Source organism: Pseudomonas sp. JL3 (assembly GCF_031570575.1).
GTDB classification, from domain to species: Bacteria; Pseudomonadota; Gammaproteobacteria; order Pseudomonadales; family Pseudomonadaceae; genus Aquipseudomonas; species Aquipseudomonas cucumis.
The window spans coordinates 318,101-333,379 of sequence record NZ_JAKWJK010000001.1; the positions used below are offsets into that span (position 1 = coordinate 318,101).

Sequence of the window (15,279 nt, forward strand, 5' to 3'; positions counted from 1 at the left end):
GCAGCCCTGCACAACAGCAGGCCCGGCCCTTCGGGTTGTGCCATAAAGCGGGCCAGCCGGCGTTGCAGGCCTTGGAAAGGGAACAACCATTCCCAGCGGCCTGCGCCTTGCCTGGCCCGCTTTAAGGCGACAACGCGGCGGGGAAATTAACTGAGAACGCCCCCTAGGCCGTTAACAATTGTAATACTTCGCTTATTTCAGAACGGCAAGTGCAGCATCGTAGTTCGGTTCTTCAGCGATTTCCTTGACCAGTTCGCTGTGCAGGACCTTGTCGTTTTCGTCCAGCACCACGACGGCACGGGCGGTCAGGCCTTTGAGCGGGCCATCGGCAATCGCCACGCCGTAGTTCTCGATGAACTCGGCACCGCGCAGGGTCGACAGGTTTTGCACGTTTTCCAGGCCTTCGGCGCCGCAGAAACGAGCCTGCGCGAACGGCAGGTCAGCGGAGATGCACAGCACGACGGTATTGGCGATGTCATTGGCCTGGGCGTTGAACTTGCGCACGGAGGTAGCGCAGGTCGGGGTGTCGATACTTGGGAAGATGTTCAGCACTTTGCGCTTGCCGGCGAAGCTCGCCAGGGTCACGTCGGACAGATTGCCGGCAACCAGGGAAAAGGCTGGCGCCTGAGAACCGGCTTGTGGCAATTGGCCGTTGACTTGAACCGGGTTGCCTTTAAGAGTGACTTGAGCCATGAACGGAGTCCTTCTGAACGTTGATGTAGAGAATTTTGACGAGGCCGAAGTTAACCACGAAATGGTCTGGCGACCTATGCCCAGATACAAATTGTGATTTGTCGTCGCACAAAACTGGATACACGCGTTTCAACAAAACTTACCAACACTGCATAACCGCTGTGGGAGCGGGCTTGCCCGCGAAGGGAACACCGTGGTGTAACTGGCTGACCGCGTTATCGTTCTTCGCGGGCAAGCCCGCTCCCACAGGATTGGAATGCACTGCGCACTATCCAAGCAAGCGCAACATATTGCGGTGCCGCGCTTCGAAAATCCGCCGCATGTAGGCATTGACCACCAGCCACTCCAACGGCGCGCCCCCCATGGCCGCATAGGTCACACGGTCGGTGTACAGCGTACCGCCCTCACCCGCCGCCACCCGATGTTCATGACGAAAGGCAGCCATTGGCCCCTTGAGCATTTCATCGATGAAATGGTGCTCGCCCACCTCGCGGATTACCACCGTCCAGCTCACAGGAATGATATTGAACATCCAATGGCAAAAGCGGAACTGGCGACCGGCTTCGATGCGCAGGTTACTTAAATCGATATCGCTCAACACGGTGACGCGCTCTGGAAAGATCTTCGGGAAGTTGACGCCTTCCAGGCAGAAATCGAGGACTAGCTCAGGTGTGCGATCAGGGATCAGGGTGGTGAGTTCCAGAACAGGCATAGACGGTAACATTCCTTTGTCTTGGCGGGATGGTTGATGAGTAGCTGCGCTGGAGCAAAGTCGTATTAGGACTTCGCTCCAGCAACGGCCATTTCGGGATACTCGCGCCGATCTCTGAACATGATGTAAAGCGGGTCCAGGCCAGACGCTGGCGGGAAAACGACGACATAGTCATCGAAACGAATTGCGGCCATGTCGCTGAAGGACTCCAACAAGGGCGCAGGCAAGGACCGAAGGAATCCCAGCCGATACTCGGGGGATGGCGTCAGGGTCGAGATGGTTTCAAGGTTAGCTGGCGCGCTCCAGCTCACAATTGCCGGGACCGGCCCGTCAGCGGTAAAACAATAGGTCTTCAGCTGCTCATTCCAGACGGCGGCTCGCACCCTCACTCTGGACGACAATACATTGCCATTAGTCGGCGTAATGGCCACCTGTAACAACGTCTTTATTTCTCTCAGGCCGCGGGACATCGTCCCTGGCGGAACGGCGTACGTGCCGCTGCTCATCCTGAACGGAAGATCGACTTCGGCCCCCGTCGCGGCCAGACCTTGCCAATCCTGGCCCTCGATCGGCAGCAACTCGTGCAGAGGAACGGCGAGCCCATACCTCCCCACTTCGGCCCGACTGGAAAAATCGAATTGCAGCACCGCTGCGTATTGACCTTGATGGTCTTGCGCTCCCGAGGTGATCTGCCAGGTAAACTCCGCCACCGCCGAACGTATGGCTTTTTGCAGCGCAACCCGATGGGTCTCCAAGGGTTGCGAAAGGCCGCCATCCAGGAAAATACCCGGTCGCGCATTGGCAGAGGCAAGGGGTGCAAACAGCAGCCCGGACGTCTGAGTCGGCCCTACTCCTTGCTGATAGCGCTGATCAACAAGTTGTGTTTGCGCGATCACCAGCGACGTTTCAGCGTCCACTTCAAAGCGGTGGAGGCGTTGATTGATGTCATTCAATTTCGCCAGATAACGGTCGTAAGTGGCGTTGATTTGCTGGGCGATGTTTTGCCACTGTGCGTGTTCGGACCCGGCATAGGGCAATTCACGGTGGGCGCTGTCTCGTTTGAACTCGATACGCATTTTCCAGAATTCGTACCGGCGTGCTGCCAGGCGCGCTTCAAACGTTGCGACCTCCAGAGCACGAATGTCCGCCTCCCGCCCACGGATGTCCACGTGTGCGCTCTGTCGTTGACGCAGGTGCTTGATTCGTTGCTCGAACACAGTGAGTGCCACTTCTGCCGCCCGCTCGGAGACCGTCAGATCTACAGCTATTTTTTGAACATCAGCAAGATTTTGGGCGATGCGCTGCTGCGTTATCTGCGTCGGGATCAACGGCGTTTGAGGCCTTGTAGCAACAGGTTTGGGGGCAGGAACACTTTCCCCCTTGAACGCAGCACGGCCCTGTTTATGGTGCCAGCCTTTGACGTAATACACGACCGAGCCTGTTGAGTAGGCGTTGTAGCTAGCCTCTGGCGGATAAAACAGCAGGTCCGCCCCTTTGGGGTGACCGGCGATGCGGTCGAAATGATTGATCAGCCGATCGTGGTCCGCTTTTGGCAAATCGACGGCCCAGATCCTGTCGACCAGCGCCTGGAATTCCGGTTCGGTGTAATCCTTGAGTGTTGCTTTTAGTTCCATCTTTATTGCTTCCTTGTTTCTGGCGCACAACTGCCCAGGTAACGACATCTGCTCATATTGTGATGAGCAGATGCCTTTGAATTGTTTGCGTTTCAAACCGTGCAGTTACTCTGGCTTGAAGCCGGGTTTGTTATTGAGTGCGCGCCATTCTTTGATTTCTTTCAGAATACCCTCTGGACTGTCCTCTTGACCTTCCTTGGGATAGAAGATGACGTCAGAGCGGTCGGGGTGTTCGGTAATCATTTCAAAATGCTGAACGCGCTCAATCATATATTTATCAAAGTCGTCCGCTGTTAAGTCCTCTCCTCCATCAAAAAACTCTCTAAGAAAATCAAGAAACTCAGACTCTGTGTAATCTTCGAGGCGCGAGGTGTGTTTCATAATTAATTGCCTCCTTTGTGTATAAGAACATGTCGTCTCGGCGTCATTACCACAATATTCTCCATGTCATACACCCCGCCACCTTGTGCAATTTCTAATCGGTGATGGAGTTCAAACTTTACTCGACCTCCGTACTGATCATTTGTGATAGGGAAAGGTGCGCTGCCCTTGCGCATAAACCTTAAGTTTGTGGCATTGAACTGAGTGCTTAAGCTTATGTCAGCCGCAACAGCTCTCCAAAACGCCTCTCTGAACCGATGAAAGTTAGCAAACTCCTTTCCTCTTAACTCGTCTGCGATCTGTGAAGGAATCGGCGCACCATCCGTTCGTGCAGCATCGCCTAACCATACGCCTGATACCGACTCCCCAAACCCCATCGCCACACCCGGATCGTCTCGCCGATCCAGAAACAGGACATCCGACGAAGGCAATTCCATATCCGCCGGATACCCAGGAATACTGGCACCGACCTGCCCTTCGTCAACAGCCGGAAACGTCTCGTTTTGCGGTAGGACCGGGATGACTGGAGCGCCGGGATAAACCGCTGGAATCGACGGTGTAACCGGTGAGGTTGTAGGACCGAGGTGTTCGATACCTGGCGGAGCCAGGGGTGTCCAGGTACCAACGCCGACCGGACGAGTCGGCCAGGGCAGGACTGCAGAAGTGATCCCCAGTCGTCCCTGGGTGCTTTGCGGCGTGGTGATGCTGATTTTGTCGAGGTTGAAAGGATTGGCGCCGAGCTCCGCCTGCTCCTGATAGCGCAGTTCGAACTCGCGTCGCTCACCAACCCAGGTACTTTTTGGCGCGTACGGCGCGAAGCCCTGTTCGATGCGCTTTTTGTTGACCTCATCGAATTGGGCAATGAGCGCCGGATGCTCGCCGAGCGTACGCCACAACGCTTCATCGAAAGCGACGAGCGACTTGAATTCACGACCACGGAACTGGTCGCCGATCTGCACGGGAATGGCGGCGCCTTGTGCCTGGCTCGCGGATTTCCACCAGTCATTCGCCGCCGGTTTACCGATCCCCGTGACGACTCCCGACCCTATGGGTGGCAGATTGAAGGTCAAGTAAATAGGCGGCTGACCAGGCACGCACACTATGCAATCGCTGAAACGCAGATCGACACCCGTCGCAATGGCCTCGACCTGTGGTGTCAACACGCTCAGCCCGGGCTGACTGGCAGTGGCAACCTGAGTGGTGTCCGGGGTGAATTGCAGGTGCCTGGTTGGCGATCCGGGAATCTCGGCACTATAGAGGCCGGTCAACGGGTCAAGCACTGCATTGACGACCGGCACATGGGCACCTATCTCACCACCGGTACTGGCAGCGATGATCGCGGTGCCTTCCGGTACCGTTACAGGTTTGAGCCGGTGTGCCATCTCCACCGAACCGCCCGCATCGGCAATTGATTGCAATGCTTGTCGGTTCGTAAGGCCCAACGCTTGCGCCGGCACCCCGACAGCCTGGAACAAACGCCGACGTTGCTCGGCAGTCAACTCGCCATTGCCCAAGGTTGGCGAGTACACCATTGCGGTAACGAACACCGGCCCCGTTTTTGCTGCAATGCGTCCGAAATCGATGAGGGTGTTGACGGCAGACTGGACAGCCGCCTCAAGCGCTGCCGCCGCTTGCCGCGCCACAAATACGCCGTCACGCGTCAAAACCATCCCACCAGCGGCAACGGAGGTAACGGGAGCCGTCAGTGTGTTGGCCTGCCTGACCCGTTCAATTCGTACATCTTCATCAGCCCGCTGCTTGAAGCGAACGCGTGCTTCACGCTGCTCGGCGTACTGACGTTGGGCCTCCCACACGGCTTCCCTTTCGCGCCAGACAACGGTCTGGTCGGCGTGATGCCTGGCCAGCGCATTGGATTTGTCCATAAGCGCATTGATTTGCGATGTCAGCAACCGCGCTTCATGGGCCGCGTTGTAGGCGTTTTCCCAAATTTGGTGACCGTCATTGAGCGCCTGACCGAACGCCCCCAATCGCGTCAGGTAATCATCCGAAGTGCGGGTAAATGGATCGTGCCCATCGAAGGACCGGGCAACCGCGTTTTTTGCATTGAGCTCAGCGGTCTTGCGGGCGATGAGCCCGTCGATTTCGTTTTTTTCCTTGGTTATCAGATAAAGCTGCCAGCGTTCGCTCGAGTCGCTGTTGGGCGCCCGTCGCGCCGCCGAGATTTCGCGCTCAAGGGATGGCTTGAGTTGTGCGGCCGTCTCGGCGAAGCGACGATCCACTTCGGCTCGGGTGGCGTCATGACGCTTCGCCAGCCCCGCCAGAAACTGGTGAAGCGCCTGGACGCGGGCCTCTTCCTGAGCTTGCGCGGCAGCAGCTTGCGCTCGTGCGGCCTCGGCTTGAGCCTGCACACGCGCTTTTTCTTGTGCCTGGCGATGCGCTTGCATAGCCCGTTTGCGAGCCCTTTTTCTCTTCCTGCTGCTCGTACCGCCGAATCCGCCTGAAACCCCTCCGCCGACGCTAAAAACGCTGCCCGAGGATGAGGGTCCCGGCCTGATGACAACTTCCCCTGTCGATTCATCGTTCAATGTGTTTTGTGCCATACAGTCTCTCCTTGTCTGTAGGGCACAGCATGTCGATGGAGCCGCAGTCGGGTGCGGTACATAGTTATCGGTGTGGATTTAAATCGAAGTGCTATTTGAGGGTATGAATCACCCACACCGGTAATGAATCCGCTCCTTTTGCGGTCTTTCGTTAGAGGTAGTGTCGATTCAGGCGACCGCCATTCGACTAGACAGCGAATCTCTCAAATACCACGGAGACAAGACCATGCGATTCATGATCATTGTGAAAGCCAGCCCGGATTCCGAGGCCGGTGTGATGCCCAGCGAAGAGCTGATGACCGCGATGGGCAATTTCAACGAGGAACTGGCCAAGGCCGGCATTCTTATCGATTGCGACGGCCTGCAGCCCAGCAGTAAAGGCGCCCGTGTGCGTTTCTCGGGTGACCAGCGCACGGTGATCGACGGCCCGTTCGCCGCAACCAAAGAGCTGATCGCCGGCTATTGGCTGTGGCAGGTGAAGTCGAAAGAGGAAGCGATCGAGTGGGTCAAGCGCTGCCCCAATCCGATGCCGGGCACAGAGGCCGAGATCGAGATTCGCCAGGTGTACGAGGCCGAAGACTTCGGTGCCGAATTCACACCACAATTGCGCGAGCAGGAAGAACGAGTGCGTGCGCAGGTGAAGAAGCAGACCTGATACACCTACGCGGAGTATCGGGATTGCGGGGAAAATTAGTGGTACCGGGAGACCGCTTTCGCGAGCAAGCCCACTCCCACATTTGATCGCTGGTGTTCACGAATAGTGTGCTCACAGCAGATCCACTGTGGGAGCGAGCCTGCTCGCGATATAGGCCCTCAGCCTCACCGCATTACTTGGACTTGAGTTTCAGATACGACTGATGCATATCCGACGCCCAGCCATCGATCACGTTTTTCACGTCATCGGCCTTCATCACCTGATCTGCGCTTTCCAGCGGTTTGCCAATGCCCTTGCGCACCACTTGGGCCACGACTTTGTTGTTGCCGCCATCGAGAAACACCGCTTCGGTGGCCAGATTGGTTTCCTGGTCGCGAATACCGCTGGCTGTACTGACTGCCGCCGCCACCAGGGCAATCGGGATCACTTCATAAGGCTGGAGGCCTTCGGTCTTGCTGGTGACCGAGGTGATCGCAGCACGCACCACCATCACGCCAGGGCCGGGGCCGCTGGCCAATGGCAGGGATTTACCCACCTCGCGCTTGAGCGCCTGATCGTAGTAGCTGGTGATGCCGTTCAGCGTGGCCTGAGGGATTTTCACCGTCGGTTGCGGTTTGGGATAGAGCTGAGTTGGCTCGATGTAGACACTGGTGAACTTGTTTACGTCTAGCTTGGGGTCCATCCAGCGCATGACCACGGCGCCCGATGGCGACTTGGCTTCCTTGAGCTGACTGTAGTCCTTGAGAAAGCCGGAATACTGGTCCGGCTCGACGACTTTGCTCGAGCAGCCCACCACCCCGATCGAGGCGATGCACAGTGTGCTCATCAGTAACGCAAGCTTCATGCTGTAACTCCTGTCAGAAGGCCGGGCAACAATATTGCATAGGGGAATTACAGGTATAGCCAATGCCCGGCACTTTGTTATCAAAAAGCACAATATTCATCTTTTGCTGAAGTGATCGCGGCAATATTCAAAGGCCCCTTCGCAGGCAAGCTTCGCTCCTACAGTCCGGGTTGCACGAAGACATCAGTTCAAACAACACAAAACCTCATCGAAAAAAACCTGATCAATCACCACGAAGATCCGCTTTTCGCCGCCAGCTCCCGCCGACTATTGGCCCGCATCGCCTTGATCAACGACACCGTGCCCACCAGGATAATTACCGCGGCGAACAGGAAGTCGATGGTGTACAGCTGGAAGTCATTCAACGGCCCCACCAGAAACACCCGGATCGCACCAATACTCACCAGCGTCGCGAGAAAATCGATGCCCGGCTCATCGCGATAAAACACGTGCAGCAGCGGCAGGCACATCACCAGCAACAACAGCAGCACAATCACCTTGAACGAGCCCTTGCGCTCGACGCTGAATGCGCATTCGTTGGCGCCGTAGGGCTTGTAGTCTTCCTCGCGAATCAACGGGTTTTTCTCGTTGATGTACTCCACACGGTTGTACTTCCGGGTCGGCGTAAAGGTGTTTGACATGTCCATGCTGGTGGTGACGTTCTTGAAGCGCAGATCGATGCGCTCGTTGCCCTTGAGGTAGTACAGCACCGGTTTGTAGCCGTAGCGATAGGTGTCGAACGGAAAGTCCGTCGACCGCCCCTGGACCCCGATGGGCCTGGACTCAAGTTCCGCGTAGGCACTTTTGTTGGTCGAAGACAGGTTGCGGCTCAGGGGCTTGATCTTGACCTGCTCCATGAGAATCGGCGCAATGCCGTAGGACCATTGCATGGGCTCCATGCGCAGCCGCAGTTCGTTGCGGCCCAGGTCATAACGATCAAAGGTGCGCTCGGAAACGATCACCGCGCCCGAGAGCATGAACTCGCCATGAACGTTGTTGGTGATGTGCAGCGACAGTCGGTCCTTGCCCGAATCGGTGGCATCGCTGGCCGGCGGCGTGCCGCACCAGGCGTAGCTGCTGAACGTCTCCCCGAGCTGGCCGTTACGGTTCTCTTTGAACACATAAAAGTAACTGCCCCACAGGGCCGCCATCAGCAGCAACGCGAAAAGCCCTAAAATCTTCTTGCCCACGCTCAAACCAGACTCCTTTCTTTGCTGACTCCTTTGAGGCGCGGACTCTACCAAAATGCCATCATTGGCCCAAGCAAAAATACCAGACAAGGAAGATCCCTGTAGGATCGCCGCACCGCTCGCTCCTACGGGTTCTGTGGGCCGCGCCGCCGAAACAACGGCCGCGGCTCAATCACCGAGCGCCCGTAAAGCACACTCATCCCCGTCAATCCCTTCAGCGCATCTTCGGCGGATTTGTCTTCGCGCACGGCAAAACTGTCGAAACCGCATTGGCGCATGTGGCTGAGTTGATCGCGCAGTACATCGCCAATCGCGCGTAATTCGCCTTGCCAACCGAAACGCGTACGCAACAGATAGGCCTGGCTATAGGCGCGTCCGTCGCGAAAACTCGGGAAGTCCAGGGCAATCAGCGGCAGGTCGGGAAACCACGGCGTCAGGTTTGTCACTTCGTCGTTGGGACCCAGCCAGACGCCTTCGAGCGCTGATCTCCTGTCGGCATTCAGGGCCAGCCACTGGGGTAACGGCAGTATCAGCGGTCCGGCCGGCAACTCATCCGTTGCTTCACGAATCAATTGCCACGGATCGTCGCGCACCCACTCGGCGCCGCCGTCTTGCAAACGAATCAGATTGTTCATGCCGACACCTCCAGCATTTTCGCGTACACCCGCTCCTTGAACGGCTCCAGACCGATGCGCGCCAAGGTATCGACGAACAACTCATCGCTCTCCCGGTAGCGAACGAACGTGCCAATGATCCGCTCAATGACATCGGGCACCTCGGCGGCACTGAACGACGGGCCGATGACTTTGCCCAACGCGCTGTTCTTGCCCTGGGCGCCGCCGAGGGTGATCTGGTACCACTCGCTGCCGTTCTTATCGACGCCAAGAATGCCGATGTTGCCGATGTGGTGGTGGCCGCAGGCGTTCATGCAGCCCGAAATGTTCAGGCTGATATCGCCCAGGTCATGCAGGTAATCCAGATCCTCGAAACGTGCCTGAATCGCCTGCGCGATGGGGATTGATTTGGCGTTGGCCAACGCACAAAAATCGCCGCCGGGGCAGGCGATGATGTCGGTCAGCAAGCCGATGTTGGCGCATCCCAGGCCTTGCTCGCTGGCCAGGCACCACAGTGGGTAAAGGTCGGCCTTGGGCACGTCCGGCAAAACGATGTTCTGTTCATGGGCGATGCGGATTTCGCCGAAACCGAACTGCTCGGACCACTGGGCCACCGCTTCCATTTGCTCGGTCGTGACATCCCCCGGCGGCGAGGCGATGCCCGGTTTGGTCGACAGCACCACGCTGGCGTAACCCGGCACCTTGTGGGGCTGAACGTTGCGCGTCACCCAACGGGCGAATGTCGGGTTCTCGGCCAGGCGTGTGCCGAAGTCCAGATCAGTGCCGGCCAGTGAACGGTAATCGGGCGGCACGAAGGCACTGGCGACACGCTCATATTCGACGTCGGTCAACTGCGCCGGACCGTCCTTGAGGTACTCCCACTCCTCTTCCACTTCCTTGGCGAACGCTTCGATACCCAAAGCCTTGACCAGAATCTTGATCCGCGCCTTGTACTTGTTATCGCGCCGCCCGTGACGGTTATAGACCCGCAACACTGCCTCGACATAGGACAGCAGGTGCTGCCACGGCAAGCCTTCGCGAATCTGCAAACCGAGGATCGGCGTGCGACCTAACCCGCCGCCAACAATCACCCGCAAGAGCATTTGCCCGCGGTCATCGCGATAAAGATAGAGGCCGATGTCATGCATCATGATCGCCGCGCGGTCCTGCTTCGCCGAGCAGATGGCGATCTTGAACTTGCGCGGCAGAAACAGGAATTCCGGATTGATGGTCGACCATTGCCGCAGGATTTCTGCCAGCGGGCGCGGGTCCATCAACTCGTCCGCCGCGACGCCGGCAAAGGCTTCAGTGGTGATGTTGCGCACGCAGTTGCCGGAGGTCTGGATCGCGTGCATTTCCACCTGGGCCAGGCGTTCGAGGATGTCCGGCACCTGAGCCAGTTCGATCCAGTTGAACTGCAGGTTCTGCCGGGTGGTGAAGTGGCCGTAGCCACGATCGTAGTCCCGCGCAATGCTCGCCAGAATGCGCATTTGCTTCGCGCTCAGCGTGCCATAGGGAATCGCCACGCGCAGCATGTAGGCATGCTTTTGCATGTACAGGCCGTTCTGCAGACGCAGCGGCAGGAACTCTTCTTCGCTCAATTCCCCGGCCATGAAACGTTCGACCTGATCGCGAAACTGCGCAACACGCTCGAACACCAGGGCCCGGTCATAGTCGTCGTACTGATACATGTGGCTGCCACCTCATCAGGAATTTTGCACAGAACCTGTGGGAGCGGGCTTGCCCGCGAAGACGGCGGCACAGTCAATATGGACTTTGACTGACACAACGCTTTCGCGGGCAAGCCCGCTCCCACAGGAAATTGCGGTGTATCGAACTCTGCGGCTCGTTTTCGAGGTGGCGACTATGCACCTGCAGCGCAGCCCATTACAGATTCAGCTAAACACTAAAAAACCGTATCAGGCCGCGGCCTATGACCGCTGGCTTGCATCGCATCTGATCCGCATAAACTCAGTATTTCTGAGTCTGTTTTGCTTACGACAGGGTTTCTACAGTTCATGGCATGCCAGACCGGGTGGCCTGGCAAGACTTTGCAACCGTGGAAGAACTGACCATGAGCACAGCAACAATCGGACAGGCCTATAACTACAAGGTCGTGCGCCAATTCGTCGTGGCAACCATCGTCTGGGGTGTCGTCGGGATGGCGATGGGGGTATGGATCGCCTCGCAACTGGTATGGCCCGAGATGAACTTCGACCTGCCTTGGACCACCTTCGGCCGCTTGCGCCCATTGCACACCAGCCTGGTGATTTTCGGCTTTGCCGGCAGCGCGCAATTCGCCGCCAGTTACTACGCGGTGCAACGCACCTGCCAGGTGCGGCTGTACTCCGACAAGCTTGCCGCGTTCACCTTCTGGGGCTGGCAATCGGTGATCGTGGTGATGCTGATCAGCCTGCCACTGGGCTACACCACCACCAAGGAATACGCCGAGATCGAATTCTCCGGCGCAGTGTGGATGACGGTGGTCTGGGTCGCTTACGCCATCGTGTTCTTCACCACCGTGGTGCAACGCAAGACCCAGCACATCTACGTCGGCAACTGGTTTTTCGGCGCGTTCATCGTGGTGATCGCCATGCTGCACGTGGTTAATCACCTGTCGATTCCGGTGGACTGGTTCAAGTCGTATCCGGTGTATTCCGGGGCCACCGACGCCATGGTGCAGTGGTGGTACGGGCACAATGCGGTGGGGTTCTTCCTGACCACCGGCTTCCTCGGGATGATGTATTACTTCGTGCCGAAACAGGTCGGGCGACCGGTGTATTCCTATCGCTTGTCGATCGTGCATTTCTGGGCGCTGATCACCCTGTACATCTGGGCCGGCCCGCACCATTTGCACTACACCGCCCTGCCGGACTGGGCGCAGTCGCTGGGCATGGCGATGTCGCTGATTCTGCTGGCGCCAAGCTGGGGCGGAATGATCAACGGCATGATGACCCTGTCGGGCGCCTGGCATAAGTTGCGCACTGACCCGATCCTGCGCTTTCTGGTGCTGTCCCTAGCCTTCTACGGCATGTCGACCTTTGAAGGGCCGATGATGGCGATCAAAACGGTGAACGCCCTCTCCCACTACACCGACTGGACCATCGGCCACGTTCACGCCGGAGCCTTGGGCTGGGTGGCGATGATCACCTTCGGCGCCATCTACCACATGGTCCCGAAAGTCTTCGGCCGCACACAGATGCACAGCATTGCCCTGATCAACGCACACTTCTGGCTGGCGACCATCGGCACCGTGCTGTACATCGCCTCGATGTGGGTCAACGGCATCACTCAGGGGTTGATGTGGCGCGCGATCAACGACGACGGCACGCTGACCTACTCTTTTGTTGAAACCTTGCAGGCCAGTCATCCGGGGTTCGTGGTGCGCTTTGTCGGCGGAGTGTTCTTTCTCAGCGGCATGCTGTTGATGGCCTACAACACCTGGCGCACGGTGCGTGTGGCGGACGTGAAAATGGCCGAACTTGAAGCGCAGACTGCCTGAGGCAAGGAGCCTGACATGATCGAGATGATGTTGAATCTATTGGGCGTGCTGGGGCTTTGGCAGGCAGTCGAGTACTGCCTGAAACACCAGACGACCGAGAGCCTGGACGAGGCCAGCCTGATTCCATTTGCCGATGATCCAGAGGTGGCGCGGCGGGTGGAGCTGGCCACCGGCAAGACCGTGAAGGCGGTGGCGCCGGAAGAGGCGAAGCCAGGCTGGGGCAACCTCGAGGTTTGATGATCGTTCCCACGCTCTGCGTGGGAATGCCTCAAGGGACGCTCCGCGTTCCAATGGGACGCAGAGCGTCCCGGGCTGCATTCCCACGCGGAGCATGGGAACGATCATCGCTTCAGTTGCGCTCGCGGGGAATCAGGCTCTGCAGCTGCTGCGCCAGGAAATTCGCATCGAAGGCAAAGGTGTCCGGGTCTTTCAAGCCATTGGTCTTGCGCCACTGCCAACTGCTGGAGGGTGGCAGGCACACCAGCGATATGCTGCCATAACGCGCCGCGGTCAAGCCCATCACGGCGAGGGAAATCTGCCCGCCCGCGCCCATCACGTCCGGCACGAACTCCACCGGTTTACCGGCGATCACAATGGACAGTTTCTCGGTCTTGAACGTCGACGTCTCGAGCGGCACGCTCGGCCCGGACGCGACATACGCCTCGCGGCTCACTTCCAACAGATTCGGCGTCAGGACCGGCGCCAGCCACTGCTGGATCTGATCGAACAACTCACCAATGCGCGTCGCCCACACGGCCGATTGCGACTCAAACAGTTGCTTCTTGTGCGCTTCGCTATCTGCATAGTGGCGAAGCATCTCGCCCAGTTGCTGTACGTCGTCCATTGCGGTGTTCCTTTGGTTGAATCGTTGCTGCGGTTTTTGAGCATGGCAGATTGAGTACAGAACTGTTCATTTAAAACAGCGACTGCTGAATGATCGGTGGAGCAAATTACGACAGACGGTATCGAAAAACCCAATTTACGCGGCTTTTCCTGTCAGATCTGACAGTAGCCAGCTCGCTTGAGCGGGTGTTTGATAGACCCGCCACCCAAATAACGAATGGTGCGAATCAGTCTCAAGGAGACGGGTTATGGGTAATCAAATCAACAACAATGTTCTAGTCCTCTACCCCGTGATCATTCAGGGGTTGAAAAAGCCGGTCATTCACAATGCCAATCCGGATGGAGGCATCCCCTTATCCCTCTTCGACGAAAATCTTCAAGGCCTCTTATGCCTGATTGACCCTTGGATCAATGCGGCGTCCAGGTCTGTTGTCATGGCTGTAGACGACCGCGTTGATCTGTTCGTCGTCGGCAGAGCAATCCCCGTGACTGGCAAAACCATCAATCCCGGCGAGGAAAAGGATCGTGTCAGGCTGTTCATCCCCAAAGGCATTCTCCAAGAGGGTATCAACGAGATCTACTACAAGGTATTGAGGGCAGGTCAGACAACACCCGAAGAATCCCTCAAATTAAAAGTGCTCTTCCATACCCTGGCACCCGGAGCGCCTGGCCATTCGGCCCGCAAGGTTCAGGTCTCCGCCGATGTGCTGACCAAGGGGGTGGACAGCGCACAGGCGGGGCGCGGTGTCGTGACCGGATTGGACTATTCCAATAGACGCCCCTATGACGACATTCGCCTGCACGTTGGCACGACTTATATCGATCACAAAGTAACCCCTGCAGAGGCGGCTCCCGGCAGCCCGGTGGTGACCGAAACACTCTTTACTCCGGTTTTCGAAAAAATTGGTGATAACCCACGTACCCCCTTCCGGTTTTCGGTCACTGATCAGCTCGGCAATTCTTCCGGCCAATCCGCGATCCTTGAGATCGATGTGCATCTCAAGGATGCGCAACTTGATCTGAAGCCGCCAAAAGTGCTGGAAGCCAAGGATTCCAACGGGACTGTATTGAATTTTGTGCGGGACTTTTATAGGGCCGAGTTCGCCAGGGTTTTGGTTGACTTCATCGGTTCCGCCTACGGGCAAACTGTCAAAGTCTATTGGCTCGGGCGCGCCACGACCTATGGCAGCGAAATCCAAACCGTCAAGTATGCGGGGGAGGTGTTGACGTTTCTGATTCCCAGACATGAAGTGCTTGACTGTATCGGCACCAAGGCAGAGGTCAGGTACACCGTCAGGCTACCGGGTGACACTCTGGACCAACCGTCCCAAGACTTGGACCTCACGGTCACCTCACAGAAACATCACCTGCCGGTACCTACTTTGAATTCGGGCAAAGACAATCTCAGGGTCTACTACCCGGCTCTCGAAGCCCCCTACAAGGTGCGAATTTCGCTGCTGGTTGGTAGTACCCGGTACGACAGCGTCGAATACAACATCACGCAGCCCACATACACCAACGTTCCCGTGCTGCCTGCCTGGGTGAGCAACAACAAAGGAAAGAAAGGCCTGTTCAACTTCACCCTGCATCGAACAGGCACAGTTGAACCCATTATTTTTTCATGGTTGCTGAGAGTGATCCTCTAAGGGT

General features: G+C 57.4%; 14 protein-coding genes. 4 read left to right on the plus strand and 10 right to left on the minus strand.

Going from position 1 to position 15,279, the window contains the following annotated elements; genetic code table 11:
* Window positions 1-192 precede the first annotated feature (192 nt).
* The 5 genes from tpx to MMG91_RS01290 all read right to left on the minus strand — a co-directional run bounded on the left by tpx (window position 193) and on the right by MMG91_RS01290 (window position 5,981).
* Complete coding sequence (tpx, locus tag MMG91_RS01270) at window positions 193-693, minus strand: thiol peroxidase (RefSeq protein WP_048397645.1); 501 nt, start codon at window positions 691-693, stop codon at window positions 193-195.
* A 268-nt stretch (window positions 694-961) separates the two neighbouring features.
* The gene (locus tag MMG91_RS01275; RefSeq protein WP_310658475.1) at window positions 962-1,405 is read right to left on the minus strand and encodes a polyketide cyclase; all 444 of its coding nucleotides are present in this window, start codon (window positions 1,403-1,405) and stop codon (window positions 962-964) included.
* A 65-nt stretch (window positions 1,406-1,470) separates the two neighbouring features.
* The gene (locus tag MMG91_RS01280) at window positions 1,471-3,039 is read right to left on the minus strand and encodes a bacteriocin immunity protein (RefSeq protein WP_310658476.1); all 1,569 of its coding nucleotides are present in this window, start codon (window positions 3,037-3,039) and stop codon (window positions 1,471-1,473) included.
* A gap of 105 nt (window positions 3,040-3,144) precedes the next feature.
* Window positions 3,145-3,420 carry a bacteriocin immunity protein gene (locus tag MMG91_RS01285; RefSeq protein ID WP_305506576.1) on the minus strand — a complete coding sequence of 92 codons (276 nt, stop codon included), beginning with the start codon at window positions 3,418-3,420 and terminating at the stop codon, window positions 3,145-3,147.
* Between the two features lie 2 nt (window positions 3,421-3,422).
* Window positions 3,423-5,981 (minus strand): S-type pyocin domain-containing protein, encoded by a 2,559-nt coding sequence (locus tag MMG91_RS01290; RefSeq protein ID WP_310658477.1) that lies wholly within the window; start codon window positions 5,979-5,981, stop codon window positions 3,423-3,425.
* Window positions 5,982-6,207: 226 nt separating this feature from the next.
* Here MMG91_RS01290 and MMG91_RS01295 point away from each other — a divergent pair, with 226 nt between their 5' ends.
* Window positions 6,208-6,636 (plus strand): YciI family protein, encoded by a 429-nt coding sequence (locus tag MMG91_RS01295; protein WP_310658478.1) that lies wholly within the window; start codon window positions 6,208-6,210, stop codon window positions 6,634-6,636.
* A 172-nt stretch (window positions 6,637-6,808) separates the two neighbouring features.
* On the opposite strand, the gene MMG91_RS01300 is transcribed toward MMG91_RS01295, so the two are convergent.
* The 4 genes from MMG91_RS01300 to MMG91_RS01315 all read right to left on the minus strand — a co-directional run bounded on the left by MMG91_RS01300 (window position 6,809) and on the right by MMG91_RS01315 (window position 10,975).
* Entirely contained in the window at window positions 6,809-7,480 is a 672-nt protein-coding gene (locus MMG91_RS01300; protein ID WP_310658479.1) for a DUF3313 domain-containing protein, read from the minus strand.
* Between the two features lie 227 nt (window positions 7,481-7,707).
* Window positions 7,708-8,676, minus strand: coding sequence for a hypothetical protein (locus MMG91_RS01305; RefSeq protein WP_310658480.1), 969 nt, complete (start codon window positions 8,674-8,676; stop codon window positions 7,708-7,710).
* 119 nt (window positions 8,677-8,795) lie between these two features.
* Window positions 8,796-9,305 carry a DUF934 domain-containing protein gene (locus MMG91_RS01310; protein ID WP_310658481.1) on the minus strand — a complete coding sequence of 170 codons (510 nt, stop codon included), beginning with the start codon at window positions 9,303-9,305 and terminating at the stop codon, window positions 8,796-8,798.
* Entirely contained in the window at window positions 9,302-10,975 is a 1,674-nt protein-coding gene (locus MMG91_RS01315) for a nitrite/sulfite reductase (RefSeq protein ID WP_310658482.1), read from the minus strand. The genes MMG91_RS01310 and MMG91_RS01315 overlap by 4 nt, the downstream gene beginning before the upstream one ends.
* A gap of 383 nt (window positions 10,976-11,358) precedes the next feature.
* Here MMG91_RS01315 and ccoN point away from each other — a divergent pair, with 383 nt between their 5' ends.
* Both ccoN and MMG91_RS01325 read left to right on the plus strand, forming a co-directional pair.
* The gene (ccoN, locus tag MMG91_RS01320; RefSeq protein WP_310658483.1) at window positions 11,359-12,786 is read left to right on the plus strand and encodes a cytochrome-c oxidase, cbb3-type subunit I; all 1,428 of its coding nucleotides are present in this window, start codon (window positions 11,359-11,361) and stop codon (window positions 12,784-12,786) included.
* Between the two features lie 15 nt (window positions 12,787-12,801).
* Window positions 12,802-13,023: a cbb3-type cytochrome c oxidase subunit 3 gene (locus MMG91_RS01325; protein ID WP_305449525.1), complete on the plus strand. Its 222-nt coding sequence runs from the start codon at window positions 12,802-12,804 to the stop codon at window positions 13,021-13,023.
* Between the two features lie 112 nt (window positions 13,024-13,135).
* Here MMG91_RS01325 and MMG91_RS01330 read toward each other — a convergent pair whose 3' ends face one another.
* Window positions 13,136-13,630: a hypothetical protein gene (locus MMG91_RS01330; protein WP_310658484.1), complete on the minus strand. Its 495-nt coding sequence runs from the start codon at window positions 13,628-13,630 to the stop codon at window positions 13,136-13,138.
* A gap of 247 nt (window positions 13,631-13,877) precedes the next feature.
* Between MMG91_RS01330 and MMG91_RS01335 the strand changes: the two genes are divergently transcribed.
* Window positions 13,878-15,275, plus strand: a complete 1,398-nt coding sequence (locus MMG91_RS01335; protein WP_310658485.1) for a hypothetical protein — start codon at window positions 13,878-13,880, stop codon at window positions 15,273-15,275.
* Window positions 15,276-15,279: the final 4 nt, after the last annotated feature.

What these genes read in the sequence shown, in the direction of transcription:
- tpx (WP_048397645.1), bottom strand. Translation starts at nt 693, where the DNA reads ATGGCTCAAGTCACTCTTAAAGGCAACCCGGTTCAAGTCAACGGCCAA.
- MMG91_RS01275 (WP_310658475.1), bottom strand. Translation starts at nt 1,405, where the DNA reads ATGCCTGTTCTGGAACTCACCACCCTGATCCCTGATCGCACACCTGAG.
- MMG91_RS01280 (WP_310658476.1), bottom strand. Translation starts at nt 3,039, where the DNA reads ATGGAACTAAAAGCAACACTCAAGGATTACACCGAACCGGAATTCCAG.
- MMG91_RS01285 (WP_305506576.1), bottom strand. Translation starts at nt 3,420, where the DNA reads ATGAAACACACCTCGCGCCTCGAAGATTACACAGAGTCTGAGTTTCTT.
- MMG91_RS01290 (WP_310658477.1), bottom strand. Translation starts at nt 5,981, where the DNA reads ATGGCACAAAACACATTGAACGATGAATCGACAGGGGAAGTTGTCATC.
- MMG91_RS01295 (WP_310658478.1), top strand. Translation starts at nt 6,208, where the DNA reads ATGCGATTCATGATCATTGTGAAAGCCAGCCCGGATTCCGAGGCCGGT.
- MMG91_RS01300 (WP_310658479.1), bottom strand. Translation starts at nt 7,480, where the DNA reads ATGAAGCTTGCGTTACTGATGAGCACACTGTGCATCGCCTCGATCGGG.
- MMG91_RS01310 (WP_310658481.1), bottom strand. Translation starts at nt 9,305, where the DNA reads ATGAACAATCTGATTCGTTTGCAAGACGGCGGCGCCGAGTGGGTGCGC.
- MMG91_RS01315 (WP_310658482.1), bottom strand. Translation starts at nt 10,975, where the DNA reads ATGTATCAGTACGACGACTATGACCGGGCCCTGGTGTTCGAGCGTGTT.
- ccoN (WP_310658483.1), top strand. Translation starts at nt 11,359, where the DNA reads ATGAGCACAGCAACAATCGGACAGGCCTATAACTACAAGGTCGTGCGC.
- MMG91_RS01325 (WP_305449525.1), top strand. Translation starts at nt 12,802, where the DNA reads ATGATCGAGATGATGTTGAATCTATTGGGCGTGCTGGGGCTTTGGCAG.
- MMG91_RS01330 (WP_310658484.1), bottom strand. Translation starts at nt 13,630, where the DNA reads ATGGACGACGTACAGCAACTGGGCGAGATGCTTCGCCACTATGCAGAT.
- MMG91_RS01335 (WP_310658485.1), top strand. Translation starts at nt 13,878, where the DNA reads ATGGGTAATCAAATCAACAACAATGTTCTAGTCCTCTACCCCGTGATC.